Annotated in this window: 9 protein-coding genes and 1 pseudogene; 8 read left to right on the top strand and 2 right to left on the bottom strand. The window is 72.3% G+C overall.

The window, feature by feature from the left end; genetic code table 11:
- Window positions 1-255 precede the first annotated feature (255 nt).
- The 7 genes and pseudogenes from CRYAR_RS47780 (at window position 256) to CRYAR_RS44160 (ending at window position 12,479) form a co-directional block, all read left to right on the top strand.
- Complete coding sequence (locus tag CRYAR_RS47780) at window positions 256-396, top strand: hypothetical protein (protein WP_157018355.1); 141 nt, start codon at window positions 256-258, stop codon at window positions 394-396.
- A gap of 219 nt (window positions 397-615) precedes the next feature.
- Window positions 616-2,376, top strand: a complete 1,761-nt coding sequence (locus CRYAR_RS44155; RefSeq protein ID WP_169745141.1) for a S1 family peptidase — start codon at window positions 616-618, stop codon at window positions 2,374-2,376.
- A gap of 28 nt (window positions 2,377-2,404) precedes the next feature.
- Window positions 2,405-4,381: a serine/threonine-protein kinase gene (locus CRYAR_RS49250; protein WP_063725818.1), complete on the top strand. Its 1,977-nt coding sequence runs from the start codon at window positions 2,405-2,407 to the stop codon at window positions 4,379-4,381.
- Window positions 4,382-4,399: 18 nt separating this feature from the next.
- On the top strand, window positions 4,400-5,065 hold the full coding sequence (locus CRYAR_RS37265; protein ID WP_035857871.1) for a Crp/Fnr family transcriptional regulator: 666 nt from the start codon (window positions 4,400-4,402) through the stop codon (window positions 5,063-5,065).
- Window positions 5,066-5,187: 122 nt separating this feature from the next.
- Window positions 5,188-8,430, top strand: a complete 3,243-nt coding sequence (locus CRYAR_RS37270; protein WP_169745142.1) for an adenylate/guanylate cyclase domain-containing protein — start codon at window positions 5,188-5,190, stop codon at window positions 8,428-8,430.
- A gap of 2 nt (window positions 8,431-8,432) precedes the next feature.
- Window positions 8,433-8,690, top strand: a pseudogene (locus tag CRYAR_RS51385) (FHA domain-containing protein); the annotation flags it as partial.
- Window positions 8,691-9,386: 696 nt separating this feature from the next.
- On the top strand, window positions 9,387-12,479 hold the full coding sequence (locus tag CRYAR_RS44160; RefSeq protein ID WP_245620586.1) for an ABC transporter transmembrane domain-containing protein: 3,093 nt from the start codon (window positions 9,387-9,389) through the stop codon (window positions 12,477-12,479).
- Window positions 12,480-12,605: 126 nt separating this feature from the next.
- On the opposite strand, the gene CRYAR_RS37280 is transcribed toward CRYAR_RS44160, so the two are convergent.
- On the bottom strand, window positions 12,606-12,896 hold the full coding sequence (locus CRYAR_RS37280; RefSeq protein ID WP_035857873.1) for a hypothetical protein: 291 nt from the start codon (window positions 12,894-12,896) through the stop codon (window positions 12,606-12,608).
- Window positions 12,897-15,852: 2,956 nt separating this feature from the next.
- Between CRYAR_RS37280 and CRYAR_RS37285 the strand changes: the two genes are divergently transcribed.
- Entirely contained in the window at window positions 15,853-16,173 is a 321-nt protein-coding gene (locus CRYAR_RS37285) for a hypothetical protein (RefSeq protein WP_035857875.1), read from the top strand.
- A 79-nt stretch (window positions 16,174-16,252) separates the two neighbouring features.
- Here CRYAR_RS37285 and CRYAR_RS44165 read toward each other — a convergent pair whose 3' ends face one another.
- Window positions 16,253-18,502: a putative bifunctional diguanylate cyclase/phosphodiesterase gene (locus CRYAR_RS44165; RefSeq protein ID WP_051571441.1), complete on the bottom strand. Its 2,250-nt coding sequence runs from the start codon at window positions 18,500-18,502 to the stop codon at window positions 16,253-16,255.
- Between the last annotated feature and the right edge of the window lie 19 nt (window positions 18,503-18,521).

Genomic DNA, 18,521 nt, shown 5'->3' on the forward strand with positions numbered 1-18,521 from the left:
GCTCAACTGACCCTCCGAACGGTCGACGCGTACAAACCGGAGGGTCATACCTGCCTGACCGGATCGGCAGACCCCCTCCGGGCCAGCACTGGACCTGGGCGCTACCGGCTGACGGGCGGCTCGCGCGGCCTTCTCATGGAAGGCGAGGAGTGTTCGCCCGCGAACGTTCCGGGCGTTCCCGCCACGATCACGGGCTCAGCAGCCGACCGCGACCCTGGTTGTGCACGCTTCCGACTACCGGGAAGGACCGGGACGATGACCATCTCGCTGGAGTTGCTGACCGACCGCCGCTGCCCCTTCGACCGCCCCGAGGGTGCGGCCTGCCCCGGTTCGAGCAGCTGCGTCGGACGCGCCACCTTCGTCGAGAACGACCCGGTTCCTCCGGCCGCGGTCTGACCCTCGCACCGCTCCGCTGTCGTGATGCGACAGTGCAGCTCAGCCGGTCGTTCGGCGGCAGTGTCGGCCTTCCGACTCCCCCGCCGGTACCAGCCACTTGTCCGGTTACGCCGCCCTGGGCCCCGTGATAACTTTCTCCGGATTCATGGTCCAGTCACAGGCGCCGGCCGCCGCCGATATCGACGCTCTTCTCTCACCCTCCGAGTGGAGGAACTCCCCATGCGTCTGCCTCGTCTCAGACTGACCGCCGCCGTTCTTGCTGTCGGCGTCTCGGCCCTCACGCTCGGTATCGCCACCCCCGCCGAGGCCCACAAGCACCCGACGCCGGTCGAGCTCATCTCCCCGGCGGTCGTCCGGATCATGACCTACGGCAAGGTCAGCATCTCGCTTATCGAACACAACTTCCGCGGTTCCACCGGCAACGACATCTCGCTCGTGCAGCGCTCCTACCAACCCCTGCTGGCCACCGGCAGCGGTTCGGTGGTCAACCCGAGCGGCACGATCGTCACGTCGCCGAGCATCACCGGCGTGGACCTGAAGCGGGCCGCGAACTTCGCGGTCAACAAGATCTTCAACGAGCGGTACGGCGACGGCGCTCCGATGCCGGCCGACCCCTACAGCAGAGCCAAACCGTCGGCCAACACCGACGACGTGGTCAGCAAGCGGCTGCAGCGCTGCTACTCGGGCAACACGACCGACGAGACCGGCGGCTGCGTGATCTTCACGCAGGCCGTGGTCACCGTCCAGCCGTTCGTCGCCGACCAGAGCAAGTTCGGTGACCTCCCGGCCGAGGTCGTGTACCCCACCGCGGGCAAGAAGTCCGACGTCGCGGTGCTGAAGGTCGGCGCGAGCAGCATGCCGTCCGTGGTCATGGGCTCGTCGGCCGACGAGGTCGAGGCGGTCAGCTCGCTCGGCTTCACCAACACCCCGTCGGACGAGAAGTCGCTGAAGCTCACCCAGGCCCACTTCACGAAGAAGGGCAGCGGCGTCGTCCGGCCGAACGACGACTACCTGGCGCAGCTGAAGACCGGTTTCGCCAGCGGCATGTCCGGCGGCCCGGTCGTCTCCGAGAAGGGCCAGGTCGTCGGGTTCCTCGCGCAGTCCGGCAACGACATCAAGCTGGTCGGGCCCGACGCGATCTCCGAGGCGCTGGCCGCCGTCGGCGTCGAGCCCGAGCGCGGCCCCACCGACCTCGTGTACGAGAACGCGCTGCACAACTACAACAACCAGCTCTACACCGCGGCCGCGCCGAACCTGACCCAGGTGCTCAAGCTCTACCCCGGTCACGGGCTGGCCACCGAGAAGCTGGCCACCGCCCAGCAGCGCAAGGGAACGTCGGCCGACAAGGGCACGAACGGCGCGACCGACACGTCCGGCTTCGGCAACACCGCCGACGGCGGCTCGAGCGACTCCGGCGGCTCCACGAACATCCTGCTCTGGGGTGGCCTGGCCGCGGTCGTCGTCCTCGCGGTGCTGCTCGGCGTCGTGCTGCTCCGCGGCCGCGGCAAGGGCACTCCGGTTCCCGACGGCTCGAGCCCCGACCCGAACCTCATGCCCGGCTACGGAGCCCCGTACCCCGGCCAGGCCGGTCCGCCCCCGGGCTGGGTCGATCCGCGGTACCAGCAGTACGCGGGGCAGCCGTATCCCGGTGTCCCCGCGTACAGCGAGACGCCGTTCCCGGGAGCACCCGACCCGAACTCCGAGGCGCAGACCGTGCTGCGGTACTCGCCGACGAACCCGCCGCCGGTCAGCGGCGTTCCGGCGGTGGCCGGGCCGTCGGTCCCGGGCGCGAGCAACCCGTCCGGCGCCACCGCGGTGATCGGCGGCCAGAGCGCCGAGGGCGCGGCCGCACAGCCCGGTTCGCTGGCCGGCGCGCTCGCCACCCACGGCGAGAGCGCCGCCGGCAGCTGCGACCAGTGCGGGCAGCCGCTCCAGCCGGGGCAGCAGTTCTGCGGATACTGCGGGAACCGGGTGCACTGACCGTGTCGAACCCAACCGGTGGTCAGCGATGAGTGATCCAGTCGAGTCCGCGCGCCTGGACGGCCTTCGCGCGGCGGGCTACGAGATCCACTCGCTCATCGGGCGCGGGGGGATGGCCTACGTCTACCGCGCTGAAGACACCCGTCTGGGTCGCATCGTCGCGGTGAAGGTGCTGGCGCCGGAACTCGCCCAGAACGACGAGTTCCGGCAGCGGTTCCTGCGCGAGTCACGCCTGGCGGCGTCGCTCGATCACCCGAACATCATTCCGATCTACGAGGCCGGCGAGGTCGACGGCCACCTCTACCTCGCGATGCGGTTCGTGGAGGGCGCCGACCTCAAGGTCGTGCTGAAGCGGCGGGGCACGCTGACCGTCGAAGAGGCGATGACGCTGTTCGGCCAGGTCGGCGCCGCGCTCGACGCCGCCCACCAGGCCGGGCTCGTGCACCGGGACGTCAAACCCGCGAACATCCTGGTGTCCGCGGCCACCACGCCGGCCGGGCGCGACCACGTCTACCTGAGCGACTTCGGCCTCACCAAGCGGGCCTCGTCGCTGACCGGCGTCACCGCCACCGGCATCGTCGTCGGCACGATGGACTACGTCGCGCCGGAGCAGATCGGCGGGAAGCCGGTCGACGCGCGCACCGACGTGTACGCACTCGGCTGCGTGGTCTACCAGGCGCTGACCGGCAAGGTGCCGTTCATCCGCGACGACGACGCCGCGCTGCTCTGGGCGCACCTGATGGAGATGCCGACGCCGGTCAGCTCCGTGCGTCCGGAGATCCCGGTCGAGGCCGACCAGGTGATCGCCACCGCGATGGCCAAGGGACCGGAGGGCCGGTTCGCGTCCTGCGGCGAGTTCATCACCGCTCTCGGGGCGGCGTTCGGCGGCAAGCCGGTGAACCTGCCGACGGCCGCGAGCGGCACGACCGTGAGCCCGAGCAGCGCGCCGCCCGCGCCGCCGACCCCGCACTCCCCCACCACGCCTCCGCCCGCGTCGGGGCCGCCGTCGTGGACGGCGCCGCCGGCCGCCGGCGCGCACCCGCAGCAGCAGGGCACTCCGCTGCCGACCGCGCAGTGGACCGGCGGCGAGTACTCGCCGCAGGCCTACTCGCCGCAGAGCGGGCCGCCGGCCGGCACCTACCCGAACCAGTACTCGCCGACGCAGTTCCCGCCGGCCGCGTACCCGCACTCGGCACCGCCGCACTCAGCACCGCCGCACTCGGCACCGCCGAGTCAAGGCCTGCCGTACCCGTACTCCGGGCCGCCGCACCCGGGTTCGAGCCCGCCGTACCAGTACTCCGGGCCGCCGCATCCCTTCTCCGGGCCGCCGCAGGGCATCAGCGCGCCGCCGCACGTGGCGAGCGGACCGCCGGCCCGGCCGACGAACCCCGACGGCAAGCGCAAGCTGCTGATCGGCGGGCTCGCCGGCCTGCTGGTGCTGGCGATCGCGCTCGTCGTCGTGCTCGTCGTGAAGCCCTTCCAGGAGGGCACGAAACACTTCACGGCGACGACGACCGTGCCGGTCTCGTTCGACTACCCGGAGAGCTGGCAGGCGCACGGCGAGGGCACGAACGTCGTGTTCTCCCCCCACGCCGACGAGGCGTCGACGCTGTTCACCACCACCGGCACGAGCGCCGGCTGGACGCAGCTCGAACGGGAGCTGCGCAGCGACCCGGACTCCGTCGTCGGTGTCTACACATTCTTCTCCACCACCGCCTTCCCCAACACGGCCGACGAACGTCGGGCGTCGCTCATCGCGCAGATGCCGACCACCCTCTCGCTGGATCCGCAGGAGAGCACGGTCATCGACAGCCGCGATTCGACGCTGCACGACGGGACGCTGCGCCAGGACGGCGGCGACGGTGAACTGCGGATCCGTTGTTTCGTCACCACCGACCCGACGTCGAACCAGACCGTCGTGCTCCTGTTCTTCTCGTCCGAGGGCGCGTGGAGCAAGAACGAGGGCAAGTTCAAGGCACTGCTCGACTCGGTGAAGTTCAGCTAAGAGGGGGAATCTCGCTCGATGGAGTGGTCAGCGCTGTCCATGATCGCGGACAAGGAGCGACGTGAGCTGCTCGCGGTTGCCCGGCGCCGTAAGTTCCGCCGGAACGAAGTTCTGTTCCACGAGGGGGATCCGGCCAACTCACTGCACCTGATCGAGTCCGGTCACGTCAGCGTGCGGGTCACCACCGGGGCCGGCGACAGCGTGACGCTGGCCGTGCTCGGCCCGGGCGAGACCGTCGGCGAGCTGGCATTACTGGAGGCCGATCCGTCCAAGGCGGTGCGGTCGGCGACCGTCACCGCGCTGGAGGGCTGCGAGACGCTGTCGCTGCAGCGCGACCGGTTCGACGCGTTGCGTCAGCAGTACCCCCGTGTCGACCGGGTGCTGGCCGAGCTGCTGGCGAACGAGGTGCGCCGGCTCAACGGCCGGTTGCTGGAGTTCCTCTACCTGCCGGCCGACAAGCGGGTGCTCCGGCGGCTGGCGACGCTGGCCCGCGCGTACGACGACGGGGTCACCCGCCCGGTCGCGGTACCGCTGACCCAGGAAGTGATCGCGAGCCTGGCCGGAACTTCGCGTCCCACCACGAACCAGGCATTGCGGGCGGTGGAAGAGGCCGGAATCATCGCGATCGGACGGTCCAAGATCGAAATCCTCAACCCGGCGGCCCTGGTCCGTAAGGCGCGTTGACCGAGTCACATCGGGCTCGAACAGCGATTACCGTCACGCGCGCTCTGGGTGACGGGGGCCACGAAGTCAGGCTTCCGTCAGTCCGGGTGGGCCGGGGAGCGGCGGGCGCCTACGCTACCTCCGTGCCACCCGTGCTCCGGTGCTCGAATTGCGGCGAGGAAAACAACCCGCCGCAAGCTCGGTTCTGCTTTTCCTGCGGAAACGCGATCAGTTCCGAGGACACCCGCGAACTCAGAAAGACGATCACGGTCGTCTTCACCGACGTCGTCGGTTCCAGTGGGCTGGGCGAACGCCTGGACCCCGAGGTCCTGCGCCGCATGATGACCCGTTACTACGAGCACGCGACCGCGATCCACGTGAAGCACGGCGGGCGGGTGCAGAAGTTCATCGGCGACGCGGTGATGGCCGTCTTCGGCCTGCCGAACTCCCGCGAGGACGACGCCCTGCGTGCGGTACGTGCCGCGGCGGAGCTGCACGCGTCGCTCGAAGCCCTCAACGAGACGCTCATGCGTGACTGGGGCGTCACGCTGAACCTGCGTACCGGCGTCAACACCGGCGAGGTGGTCATCGGGCGGGCGTTCCTCGGGCAGGACATCACGCTCGGCGACGTCGTGAACGTCGCCGCGCGGCTGGAGACCGCCGCCGAACCCGGCACCGTCCTGATCGGCGACTCGACCTACCGCCTCTCCCGCGACGCGGTCACCGCCACGATGCTCCCGCCGATGACCGTCCGGGGCCGCGGTGTCCCGGTCGACGCGTGGCGGTTGCTCGCGGTAAAGCCCGGCGCGTCCGGTCACGCCCGGCGTCTGGACGCGCCGATCGTCGGACGCACCCGCGAGCTCGAGGAGCTGCGCCGGCTCTTCGACCGCACGGTCGCCGAGCGCTCCGTACGCACGGTCACCGTGCTGGGCACCGGCGGTGCGGGCAAGTCCCGGCTGCTGCACGAACTGCTGGCCCAGGTCGGCGACCGGGCGACCGTGCTGCGCGGCGAATGCCTGAGTTACGGCGACGGGTTGACGTACCTGCCGCTGGCCGAGGTCGTGCGCCAGGCCGCCGACGCGGGGCCGGAGGAGGACACCGCCGCCATCCGCCGCAAGCTCGCCTCGCTGCTGCCCGGTGACGACCGCACGATCGACGTGCTGGCCGGGCTGCTGGGCGAGCCGACCGCACCGTCCACCTCCACGACGCTGTCGACGACGAACAGCGTCGAGAACCTCCCGCAGGCGATGTACCGGTTCGCCGCGACGCTGGCCGCGCGGCGTCCGCTGGTGCTGGTGCTCGACGACCTGCACTGGGCCGAGCCGGCCCTGCTCGACCTCATCGACCAGCTCGCCGAGTGGCTGCGCGACAGCCCGGTGCTGATCTGCTGTCTCTCCCGGCCCGAGCTGCTGGAGGACCGGCCCGAGTGGGCCCGGGGCGGTAGCCGCACGTCGACGCTGATGCTGGAACCGCTGGCCGCCGACGAGTCGGCCGCGCTGCTGGACAACCTGCTCGACGGCGCCGAGGGAGCCGAGGAGGTCCGCTCGCGGATCGTGGCGGCGGCCGAGGGCAACCCGCTCTACATCGAGGAACTCGTCGGCATGCTGCTCGACGACGGTTTACTCGACCGGGTCGACGGCCGGTGGGTGCTCACCGCCGAGATCAACCGGCTGGCGGTGCCGCCGAGCGTCGGGGCGCTGCTCGCCGCGCGTCTGGACGGTCTGCCGAAGGGCGAACGGGGCGTGCTCGAGCGCGCGAGCGTCATCGGCGACGTGTTCTACCGCAACGGCGTCGTCGCGCTCACCCCGCCCGAACAGCGTCGGGACGTGACCGGCGCGCTGCTCTCGCTGGTCCGCAAGGAGCTGCTCCGGCCGGAGGGGTCGGTGCTGCACGGGGAGAGCGCGCTGCGCTTCCGTCACCAGCTCGTCCGGGACGCCGCCTACAACTCCCTCTCCAAGCGCGAACGCGCGCACCTGCACGAGGTCGCCGGCCGCTGGATGGAGGAGACGCTCGCCGGACGGTTGCCCGAGCTCGAGGAGATCGTCGGGTACCACCTGGAGCAGGCGGCGCGGTTCCGCACCGGTATCGGCCCGGCCGATCCCGAGACACAGGAGCTGTCCCGGCGGGCCGCCGAGCACCTGGGGCGCGCCGGGCGCCGGGCGTTCGCGCGACGCGACATGCCGGCCGCGATCACGCTGCTGGGCCGGGCCACGTCGCTGCTCCCGGCCGAACACGCCGCCCGGGTCGGGCTGCTGCCGCAGTTCGCGGCCGCGTTGGTGGAGCGGGGTGAGTTCAACCGGGCGTCGGACCTGTTGACGGAGGCCACGGGGGCGGCCATCCGCACCGGCGACGCCGAGCTGCGCGCGGAGGCCGACAAGGTCCGCTCGGTGCTCCGGCTGCTGTCCGGCCGGTCGGCCGACGACCAGACCGGGCTGACGACGACCGGCGGCCGGCCACCGATCCCCGATCTCTCGACGACCGTCGAACTCGGTTCCGGCGGTGGTTCGGTCGCCGCGAACTGGACGCTGTTGCGCGACGTCCGATGGCTGCCGAAAGCGATGAACAGCTCGTCGCGCGGCGCCGCCGACACCGAGCCCGGGAGCGGCTCGGCCGACGGCGGCGACGGACGGCGGCAGGCCATCGCGAAGAGCTTCTCGCTGGCCGCGGTGCTGGGCGACGCCCCGGTCGAGGCGACGATCACGCAGTACCGGCGGGAGCTGTCCAGCGTCACCACCAACCGCACCGCGGAGGTGCGGCTGCGCGGCGCGCTGGCCGGTCTGAGCGCGATGGCCGGGCGGTTCGACGACGCCCGCGAGCACCTGGTGGCCGCGCAGGCCATCACCGACCGGCTCGGTCTCCGCGTGCGGGCGGTGTCGCTCGCGTACCTCGGCGGGTACGTCGAGATGCTTGCCGGTGACCCGTCGAGCGCGGCCGAGAAGTTGCACGCCGGGGCCGAAGAATGTGCCCAAATGGGCGAACGGTACGTCCTTTCGAACCTGCTCGCGCTGCTCGCGCAGGCTCGGTACGCCCAGGGTGTGCTGGCCGAATCGGCCCAGCTGGCCAGCGACGCCGAGCGCGCGGCGCCGTCCGACGAGGTCGTCGCGCAGGCCACCGCGCGGTCCGCGCGGGGCAAGGCGCTGGCCCGTCTGGGCCGGGTGGAGCAGGCGGTGACCGCGGCACGCTCGGCGGTCGATACGGTGCGCGGAACGGGTTTGTCCACCGTGGAGGCCGACGCCCTGCTCGACCTCGCGGAGGTGTTGGAAACTCTGAGAGACCCGATCGGCGCCCGGAACGCGGCGGCCGACGCACTGGAACGGTACGAAGGAAAGGGCAACGTGATCTCCGCAGCCCGCGCACGGTCGGTCGTCCTGCGGCTGGGTGGGTGATGATGGCCCAGCTCGTCGAGGTCCGGGAAGCCGGACTCGAGCCGCGGACGGCGGTGATCGACGGCGTGGTCGAGGTGGGTCGGGACGCCGCGGGCATCCTGCTCTCCGACCCGGAGACCTCCCGCCGGCACGCCGCGCTCACCAGCGTCGAAGACTTCCTGACGGTTCGTGACCTGGGGAGTACCAACGGCACGACGGTGAACGGGGCCGCGATCCAGGCCGAGACGCTGCTCAACCCCGGGGACACGGTGGGGATGGGCGATGTCCGCATCCTGGTGATCGGTCCGCTGACCGACGCGCCCACCGACGGTCTTCCGGCCGCGCCGGCGGTGTCACCCGGGCCTGCACCGAGCGCTCCTGCACCGGGCGCTCTTGCACCGGGCGCGCCGGATGCGGCGCCTGGTGGTGCGGGGGGTGCTTGGGCGGGGAGTGCGTCGCCGCCTGGTTCGAGGTTGCCTGCCGATGCGTCGCCTGGGCCGGACCCGGGAGCTCAGGGGGCTCCGGGGGTGGCGGGGCGTGCGCAGGTGCCGGTGCCGCCGTCGGCGGTGGGATCGGCCGCGGTGGGTTCCGCGCAGCCTCCGCAGCCCGGCCCGCCGGCTGTGGGGTCGGCGCAGGTGGGGTCGGCACAGGTGGGGTCGGCTCCGGTTGGACACGCTCCGGTTGCTCCGCCGCCCGGGTCCCAACAGCCGGGCGCTCAACCCGGGTTCCAGCATCCCGGGATCCAGTCTCCGGGTGGGCAGCCGCCGGGGGCTCAGGCTCCGGGCGGGCGAGCTCCTGGCGTGCAAGCTCCCGGCGGGCCAGGTCCCGGCGGGCCAGGTCCCGGCGGGCAGCAGCCCGGCAGGCAGGCTCCCGGCAGGCAGGCTCCAGGCGGGCAGGCTCCAGGCGGGCAGGCTCCAGGCGGGCAGGCTCCAGGCGGGCAGGCTCCAGGCGGGCAGCAGGCCGGCGCGCAACCGGGGATGCATCCGGCCGGGCCGTCACCCGCGGTGGGGTCCGCGCGGCCGGTACCCGCGGGCGCCCCGGCACCCGGCGCCGCCCCCGCCGCCTGGCGCGCCGCCGCGACACCGGGCGTCGCACCCGCGGGCGTTCCCGGCGGTACGCGGTTCGATGCCGAGCGCTCCGCCTCGGCCGAGGGCCGGGCCTTCCAGACCGGCCAGCCCCTCCTCCCCCTGCGCCCGGCGCTCGAAGAACTCGTCGCCAAGGAGACCGACGCCGCGGTCCTGCGCTACCGCCCCGGCAGCGCCGGCGAGGCCGCGGCGAACGGCTACGCCACCGCGGTGAAGCGGGCACGTAAACGCCTGGCGGGCCTGGGCTCCGAGCCCTGGGGCGTCAAACCCCAGATCTGCCTCGTCGACCCCTTCCCCGACCCCGACGACCCGGCGAACATCCTCACCTCCGGCACGGTCGTCGACCCCGTCCGCGGCGAGATCTTCGTCGTCGTCACCGCCGAGGCACCTCCGGAGCCCCCGGAACGCCCGCTCGCGCTCTTCTTCGGCGCCGCACTGCCCGCGGCGCGTGACGTCGAGCTGCTGATCGAGGGTTACGGCCTGCACCTGTGCGGAGTGCCCTCCGCCGACTCCTACCTCGCCGACGTCGACGAGGAACGGGGCCTCCCGCCGCTGGTGCGCGCCGAGGGTGAGCTCCGGACGCTGATGGCGTTGTCCTTCGTCCGATTCCTCCTGGAACGGGGCAGCGAAGCCGATCTGTGGAAGGTCTTCACGACCGCCCGGCCCGGCGCAGCCGACCTCACCGTGCAGGAGATCTACGGTGTCGGGCTCTCCGCGCTCGAGGAGCAGTGGCTCCGTTCGCTCGAGGTCGACGAGGAGCCGGTCCGGATCACCGCGTTCCTGCGGCTGGCCGGCCGGTACCTCCGCCCGCACGTCCGGCGCGAGATCGAAATCGCGATCTACCTGCTGATGGAGCTCGGCTTCGTCGCGGTGTTCCCGTTCGCGTTCACGAGCTTGATCAACGGCCTCACCAACGGCACCGCCGATCTCCAGTTCATCCTGCAGCTCGTCGGGCTGCTCGCCGGCACGTTCGCGATCAGCCTCGTGGCCGAGCTGCGCCGCAACTACGTCTCGGCGTTCGTCAGCCAATCGATCGTCCGTGCGCTCCGGACCCAGATGTTCAGCGGCCTGCAACGGCTGACGGCACGCTGGTACTCCGGCCGCAAACAGGGCGACATCCTTTCCCGGCTGCTCTCCGACGTCGGCCAGTTGGAGCAGGGTCTTTCGAACACGATCCGGGACGGTCTGTTCCAGCTGCTCTCGCTGATCGTCGCGGCCGGAACGCTGCTGGTGCTGAACTGGATCCTCGGTCTGATCGTCCTGGTCGGCGCACCGATCGTCGCGTTCATCTACCGACGCATGGACAAGCCGGCGCTCAAGCGCAGCAAGGCGGTCCAGGAGAACGTCGGTGTGCTGGTCTCGGTCGCGGCCGAGAGCTACCAGGCGCACTCGGTCGTCCAGGCCTTCGGGCTGGAGGACGAGGAGCGGTCACGCTTCCAGCGCGCCGCCGACCGGCTGTTCAAGCGTCAGCTGTCGCTGCAGCTGTTCAGCGGCCTGTTCGATCTGTCGGTCGACGCCGTGGTGACGACGCTGCGGCTGGTGACGCTCGTCGTCGGCGCGTACCTGGTGATCGGCGACCGGCTCTCGATCGGTGCGTTCGCCGCGGCGATCACGCTCGTCGGGCAGGTCGTCGGCCCGGTCACCGGCCTCACCGGCATCGGCCAGCAGATCCAGACGTCGACCGGTGCCCTGCAGCGGGTGAACGAGATCCTGCTCGCCAAGCCGGAGATCGACGACCACCCGCAGGCCACGCCCCTGCCGCCGCTGCGGCGCGAGATCCGGCTGGCCGACATCGCGTTCTCCTACGACGGCGACCGGCCCACGCTGCGCGGCATCGACGTCACGATCCGGGCCGGGTCGAAGGTCGCGTTCGTGGGCCCGACCGGCGCCGGCAAGTCGTCGACACTGCAGTTGCTCATGCGGTTCTACGATCCCGACCGCGGCGCCGTGCTGTTCGACGGCCAGGACATCCGGGGCGCGACGATGGCCTCGCTGCGCGCGCAGCTCGGCGTCGTCTTCCAAGAGACGTTCTTGTTCGACGGGACGCTGCGCGACAACATCGGCCTCGGCCGGCTGGGCGCGTCGCCGGAGGACATCGAGAAGGCCGCGCGGGCAGCACAGTTGCACGAGTACATCACCACGCTGCCCCGGGGGTACGACACTCCGGTCGGCGAGCGGGGCGTGCGGCTCTCCGGTGGTCAGCGCCAGCGGCTCGCGATCGCGCGGGCGCTGCTCCGCGACCCTGCGGTGCTCCTGCTCGACGAGGCCACCTCGGCGCTCGACCCGCGCACCGAGCGGCTGGTCGCCGAGACGCTCGACTCGGTCGCCAGCGGCCGGACGCTCATCGCGGTCACGCACCGGCTGACGTCGATCGTCGACTACGACCAGATCTACGTGCTGGAGAGCGGGCAGATCGTCGAGCAGGGCCGGCACGACGAGCTGGTCGCGGAGGGCGGCGTGTACGCCGACCTGTGGGCCGAGCAGAACGGTCTGCCGCGTCCGCAGGACGTGTCGGGCGAGGTGGTGGACCCGTCGCGCGCGCTGGCCCAGGTCCCGTTCTTCGCCCAGTTGGACGCCGGCGGGCTGGCCGTCGCGGCCGCGGCGCTCCGGGAGATCCGGCTGGAGCGCGGCGACACGCTTCCGGCGCGGACCGGGCAGTTGGCGGTCGTCGTCCGGGGCCAGGGCCGGGTCTTCGCGCCCGACCCCACCGGACGATCGGTGCAGGTGGCGCAACTCGGCCCCGGGCAGCTGTTCGGGCTGGGCGCGCTACTCGGCGACGACACCGCCGCCGAGCTGCGCGCGGACCGGCGGATGGAGCTCGGAATCCTCACCGACCAGGCGCTCTACCACCTGGCCACCCAGTTGCCTCCGGTCGCGGCCGCACTCAACGCGAGGCGGGCGGCGTCGGCGCCGCTGGGTGGTGAGCGGCTCTCGCAGATCCGGATGCTGCCGCCGGAACTCCGGCGGTTACCTCCAGCTTCGTGATCGGGAGGTATCGGCTACGGGGGGGGTGACCGCGGGCGGGGCTTTGGCCGCGGGCGGGGCTTTGGCCGCGGGCCGGGGCTTTGACCGCGGGCCGGGGCTTTGACCGCGGGTGGTTGGGTGCGGGGGCTAGCCGGGGACGTTCGCGAGGTAGTAGACGGCGGCCGCGCGGATCCAGTGGCGGCCCGGCTCGCCGTACGGGTCGAGCGTGTGGCGGGACGGGTCGGGGATCGCGCGGTGACCGATGATCCACGCGTCGTGGCCGGTGGAGAGCCGGGCTCGGAGCGTGTTCATCATGTAGTCGCCCGCGTCCTGCCGAGCGAGCGGACCGACCTCGGACATGTTCGCTTCGAGGGTCTTCTCGCACATCTTCTGGTCGAGGACGAAGAAGAGGTCGTTGACCGCCAGCCGCACCCGCATGAAACGTAACGATACGGCATATACCGGTTTTTAGTGCGTTCAATTTGTCGGAATGGGCGCGGATCGCTGTGGCGACTGAGGCACTCGGATTTCCCTGTGGCGCACGGCACTGGAATGATGCAGCCCGCGACCGGACCCGAGGAGAACGATGGCGTCGGAACAGCCTCCAGTCACCGGCCCCACGCCGGAAGACGAGCCGACCGTCGCCGCCGCACTGGCCCGCGCCGCGGCGGCGGCAAAACGTCCCGACCCGAACGCAGGGGGCCGGGGAAAGCTCACGACGCGCTTACGAGGCCGAGCCGCCTCGGCGACGCAGCCAATGCCAGTCCTCCCGCCGACGCCAGGCCCTGCTCCGACGAGGAGAAACTCCCCTTCGCCGGAGTCTTACCCGCCGGTGTCCTCTCAGCGTGGTGGTATTCCTGCGGCGCCCTCTTCGCATGGGGGTGGCGCGCAGGGCGGCCCGGCGTCTTCGCAGGGAGGCGCCCCCCAGTCGCGGGGCGACGCGCCAGCGCGGGGCGACGCGCCAGCGCGGGGCGACGCGCCAGCGCGAGGCGATTCGGCAGGGCGGGGCGGGGCGACAGCGCAGGGCGATTCGGCAGCCCGGGGCGGCGAGCCCGCGCAGAGCGGCGTGCCAGCCCAGGACGATTCGGCAGCGCGGGGCGGCATGCCAGCGCAGAGCGGCATGCCAGCGCAGAGCGGCATGCCAGCGCAGAGCGGCATGCCAGCGCAGAGCGGCATGCCAGCGCAGAGCGGCGTGTCACCGCAGGGCGACTTGGCAGCGCGGGGCAGGACGCTGGCGCAGGGGGACTTGGCACCGCGAGGTGGCGGTGATGCGTCCGCGCACAGCGGTATGGCAGCGCAGGGCGGTGCGACCTACCTGCAAGGCGGCGCGACATTTCTGCAGCGCGACCCGGCGGCGCCGAGTAGTGCGGGAACGCAGAATGGTGCTGCGTCTTCGCGGGGTGGCCCAGTAGCGCCGCAGGGTGATGCCACCGCGCAGGGCGGCGCAGCAGGCGGCGCGGCTCCTCGGAACGGTGGGACGACGCCCAGCAGCGTGACAGCATCCAGCGGCGCGACTGCTCGGAACGGCGGGGCGGCGGCGCACAGCGGTGCGGCAACGCCGAGCGATGCGCCAGTGCACGGTGGTGCCGCAATGCAGGGTGGTGCCCAAGCGCAGGGTGGTGCCCAAGCGCAGGGTGGTGCCCAAACGCAGGGTGGTGCCCAAGCGCAGGGTGGTGCGCCAGTACAGGGTGGTGCGCCAATGAGCGGTGGTGCGGCATACCTGCAAAGTGGCGCAACATTTCTGCAGAGTGGCGCGGTAGCGCCGCCGAATGGTGCCGTGAGGCCGCAAGGTGGTCCGGCGGGGTCACCGAGCGGCGCAGCCGCGAAGCCGTCGGGCACCGTTACAGGCCCGCCCGCATCAGGTGCGCTTGGTACAGCTGCTGAGTCGGGGCAGACGGGCTCCGCAGCGAGTGGCAACCCTGCGACCAATCCAACCCCGCCCTCACCTCAACTCGCCAACCCAGCCGCGCCGGTCGGAACACCTGGCTCCTCTGGCCCCTCTGGCCCGAGCGGCACGGGCAGCCGCAGCAGCGCGGGCAGCCGCAGCAGCGCGGGCAGCCCCAGTGGCGCGGGTGGCCCCAGTGGCGCGGGTGGCCCCAGTGGCGCGGGTGGCCCCAGTGGCGCGGGTGGCCCCAGCGGTCCGCAGAGTCAGAGCGCATCTGGATCTGGCGCACCTGGCCTCGGCGCGAACGGGCTTGGCGGCGCGAACGGGCTCGGCGGCGCGAACGGGCTCGGCGGCGCGAACGGGCTCGGCGGGACGCCGCGGCCCGGTGGGGCTCATGATGCCCTTGGGCACGCGGCGGCACTGGGGGCGTTACCTCCGCCGCCTGCGTCGTGGCCGCCGGCTTCGGCTGGATACCCGGGTGGGCTGGGCCTTCCGCCTTCCCCTCGCAAGGCGGGCATACCCGACCCGCCGGCTAACGGCTTCCAGGACGCCCCGACGAAGCCCCTCGTCCCACCGACGATCCCCGCATCGGTCGACTCCGCGGAATCCCGGCCTACTGACCGTCCGGCTGCGGCCCCGGTGCCCGGTACGCCTACCTCCGGGGGTCCCGGTATAGGTGCCTCCCGGCCCACCTCCGGGGTTCCCGGATCCGGAGCGGACCGGCCCACCTCCGGGGCTCCCGGTCTTGGAGCGCCCCGGTCCGCCTCCGGGGTTCCCGGCATCGGAGCGGACCGGCCTACCTCCTCGGTTCCGGCCGCGCCTACCTCCGGTTCCGCGCCGACCGCTCCCAACGCACCGGTCCCGCTCACCCCAGCGGCATCGTCCGACTCGGCGACAGGTGCTCGCTCGACCGCGGGCCCTACGACGCGCCCGGTCCCGGCGATTCCTGCGTCTCCCGGGACCCAGCCCGCCTCAGCAACTCCAGCGATGGGCCCCGCCCCCACGCCACCCGTGCCGGCGCTACCCGGGCCTCCCACGGCGCGCCCGATGTCGGCGCCCCCCGCCTCAGCCGCTCCCGTATCGGCCGCCCCCGCACCCGCCACCGCCCACCCCATGTCCGCGGTCCCGGCGCACCCCACGTCAGCCCCTCCTGCACCCCCCACATCAGGCGCCCCCACGCGACCCATGTCAGCCGTCCCGGCGCACCCCACACCCGCGTCCACCACTCGGCCCATGTCAGCGCCCCCCGCATCCCCCGTGGGTCAGCCCGCAGCCCAGTCCGCACCGGGGGGCCCCTTCGCAGCGCCGGCATCTCCGGGTCCACAGCCACAATCACAACCCCAACCCACCAGCACAAACCCCGAGACACTCGACTTCCCGGTCTTCCAGACCGCCCCCCACGACGACGGCACCAACGGCAGGTGGGCGCTCTCCGCCACCAAATCTCCCACCGGCGGGCCCGTCCTCGGGGCTCGTAACCCCAGGACCACCACCCGCAACAAGCTCATCGTGCTCGGCGGCGTGCTGGTCGCCGTCCTCATCGTGGGATTTGTTCTGGTGCTTCCGGCTCTGGCGGGGGGTGGCGACTCCGCCGACAAGACGGAGACCAAGCCTGCGACGCCCACCGCCGCGCCGACCTCGGCCAGCCCGACGCCGAGTCCCACCCCGCCGCGGCCGAGCGCGTCGGCCGCCGGCGGGGAGTACGTCCCGCCGTACGTGCCGCCGGCGCCGAAGCCGACCTCGGAGTCCCCGACCGACGAGGACGAGTACGACGAGGGCGACTGGAACGACGAGTGGGGCGACGACTCCCCCTGGTGGGAAGACCGCTAGCGCGCTGACCACCGACGGCTTCCCGGGCCTACGCCCCCGTGACAGGCCCGGGAACCCGTCGTAGACCCGGAAACCAGCACTAGCTTCCCGACGCCACCACTGATCGGCCCAGCAACTCGGTCAGTTCACCGGCGGGCATGGGCTTCGCGAACAGGAAACCCTGGGCGTGACCGCAGCGCAGGTCGCGAAGCCGGTCCGCCTGCGAAGTTCCTTCCACTCCCTCGGCCACCGGACGCAGCCCCAACGTCTCGGCCAGCCCGAGGATCGCCCTGGTCACGGCCTCGTCGGTCGCGTTGCCGTCGAGGTCGCGGACGAACGAGCGGTCGATCTTGATCGAGTGGATCGGCAGCGTCCGCAGGTACGTCAGCGACGAGTACCCGGTCCCGAAGTCGTCGAGCGCGATACGCACCCCGAGCGCGGACAGCTCACGCAGCGTCTGTGCGGCCATCGCCAGGTCGGCCACGAGCGCCGTCTCGGTCACCTCGAGCATCAGCGCGCCCGGGGGGATGTCGGCGGCCGCCAGCGCCGCCGCCACCTCGTCGGGAAGTCCAGGGTCGACGAGGTGTGCCGCGCACACGTTCACGCTCACCACGAAGTCGGAGCGGACCGCGCGCCACGTGCGGACCTGCGCACAGGCTGTCCGCAGCACGAACCCGTCCAGCGCGGGCAGCAGCCCGGTGCTCTCCGCGGTCTCCAGGAACGCGGCCGGCCCGAGCAGCCCGCGGGTCGGGTGCCGCCAGCGCAGCAGCGCCTCGACCGCGGTGATCCGCTCGGATGCCAGCTCGACGATCGGCTGGTAGTGGACCTCGAACTCCCCCGCGTCGATGGCGATCCGTAGTTCCTCCTCCAGCCGCAGGCGGCCGAGCGTCGAGCTGGACAGTTCCGGATCGGCCACGCGGTACCGGTTCTTGCCGCTCTCCTTCGCCTCGTAGAGCGCCAGGTCGGCGTCGCGGAGCAGGGTTTCCGCGGTCGACGAGGCGTCGGCGAGCGCGATGCCCACGCTCGCTCGCACCGACACGGGGGTGCCTTCCCCCACCGGAACCGGCGTGCTCACCCGCTCCAGGATCACCGCGGCCACGGCGGTGGCGTCGGCCTCGGCGGCGGCGCCCGGGAGGAGCGCGGCGAACTCGTCACCACCGAGGCGAGCCACCGTGTCGCTCGCGCGCACCGCGCCCCGCAGCTGCCCGGCCACGGCGACGAGCAACTGGTCCCCGACGCCGTGTCCGCGGGTGTCGTTCACGGCCTTGAAGCCGTCGAGGTCCACCAGCAGCAGCGCCGGACCCCCGTCGAGGGCCGCCGCCAGCCGCTCGCTGAACAGCGCGCGGTTGGCCAGCCCGGTCAGCGGGTCGTGAAAAGCCTGGTGGGCGAGCCGCGCCCGCTGCGCCCCCAGCTCGTTGGTGAGCGACGTCGTCATGCGCAAGGTCAGGAACTGGCGGCCCAGAACCGCGACGACCACACCTATCTCGTGCCACATGACGATGGGATCGAGCCGGCCGACGGAGGTCTGCTGCCGGATCATGAAGATCACGAGCATCAGCAGCGGAACGTACGACCAGGCCTGTACCAGCGGGGACGCGCCCCGGTCCCGGACCGGCACGGACTCCGACGGCCGTCCGGCCGACCACGCGATCGCGAGCAGGCCCAGCTGCGCCACCGTGTGGCCCCAGAGCCACTCCTCGTCGCGGAGCACGGCGATCAGCTGGAACACCATCGAGGCCGCCAGCAGGGCGGCGCCGACGGCCAGCGCGGTGAACGCGGATCGCCAGGCGACCTGCCCGTAGATCAACAGCAACATCACTATCGCGACGACGGTCATCAGGGTCAGGCACAGCACGGCCACGCTGACGTCGCCGAACGCCGAATCCCGGGCGGCGTACCAATCGTCGCCGACGAACAGCCAGACGAGCGCGGAGAGCGAGAAGGCGATGATCGCCCCGTCGCAGAGCAGGCGCAGTTTGCCCATCACGGTCGGCGGCGCCACCGGTAGCGCGAGCATGGCGACGCCCACGCAGATCGCGGCCGGCAGCACGAACGCGGTGAGCGTCAGCGCCCGGAACGACACCGGCAGGTCCAACCGCTCGGTCACGGCGTGCCACACCAGGGCCACCAGCCAGCAGCCCATCCCCAGCGCACCGAACCGCCAGCCGGCCCGGGCCCGACCCGGCGCCTGCGGCCCGCCGCGCAGGAAGCGCAGCAGCGCCCAGCCGACGAGCGTGATGAGCAGGACGTCCTGGACGGCGTCGTACGCCGGGACCAGCAGCGGCCCGACGACCGCGAACGCGACGAACCCGAGCGCGACCGCGATCCAGGCCCACCACCGCCTCGGCATGTCTCCCCATCGGCGCTCC

The sequence above is a fragment of the Cryptosporangium arvum DSM 44712 genome (assembly GCF_000585375.1).
GTDB lineage: Bacteria > Actinomycetota > Actinomycetes > Mycobacteriales > Cryptosporangiaceae > Cryptosporangium > Cryptosporangium arvum.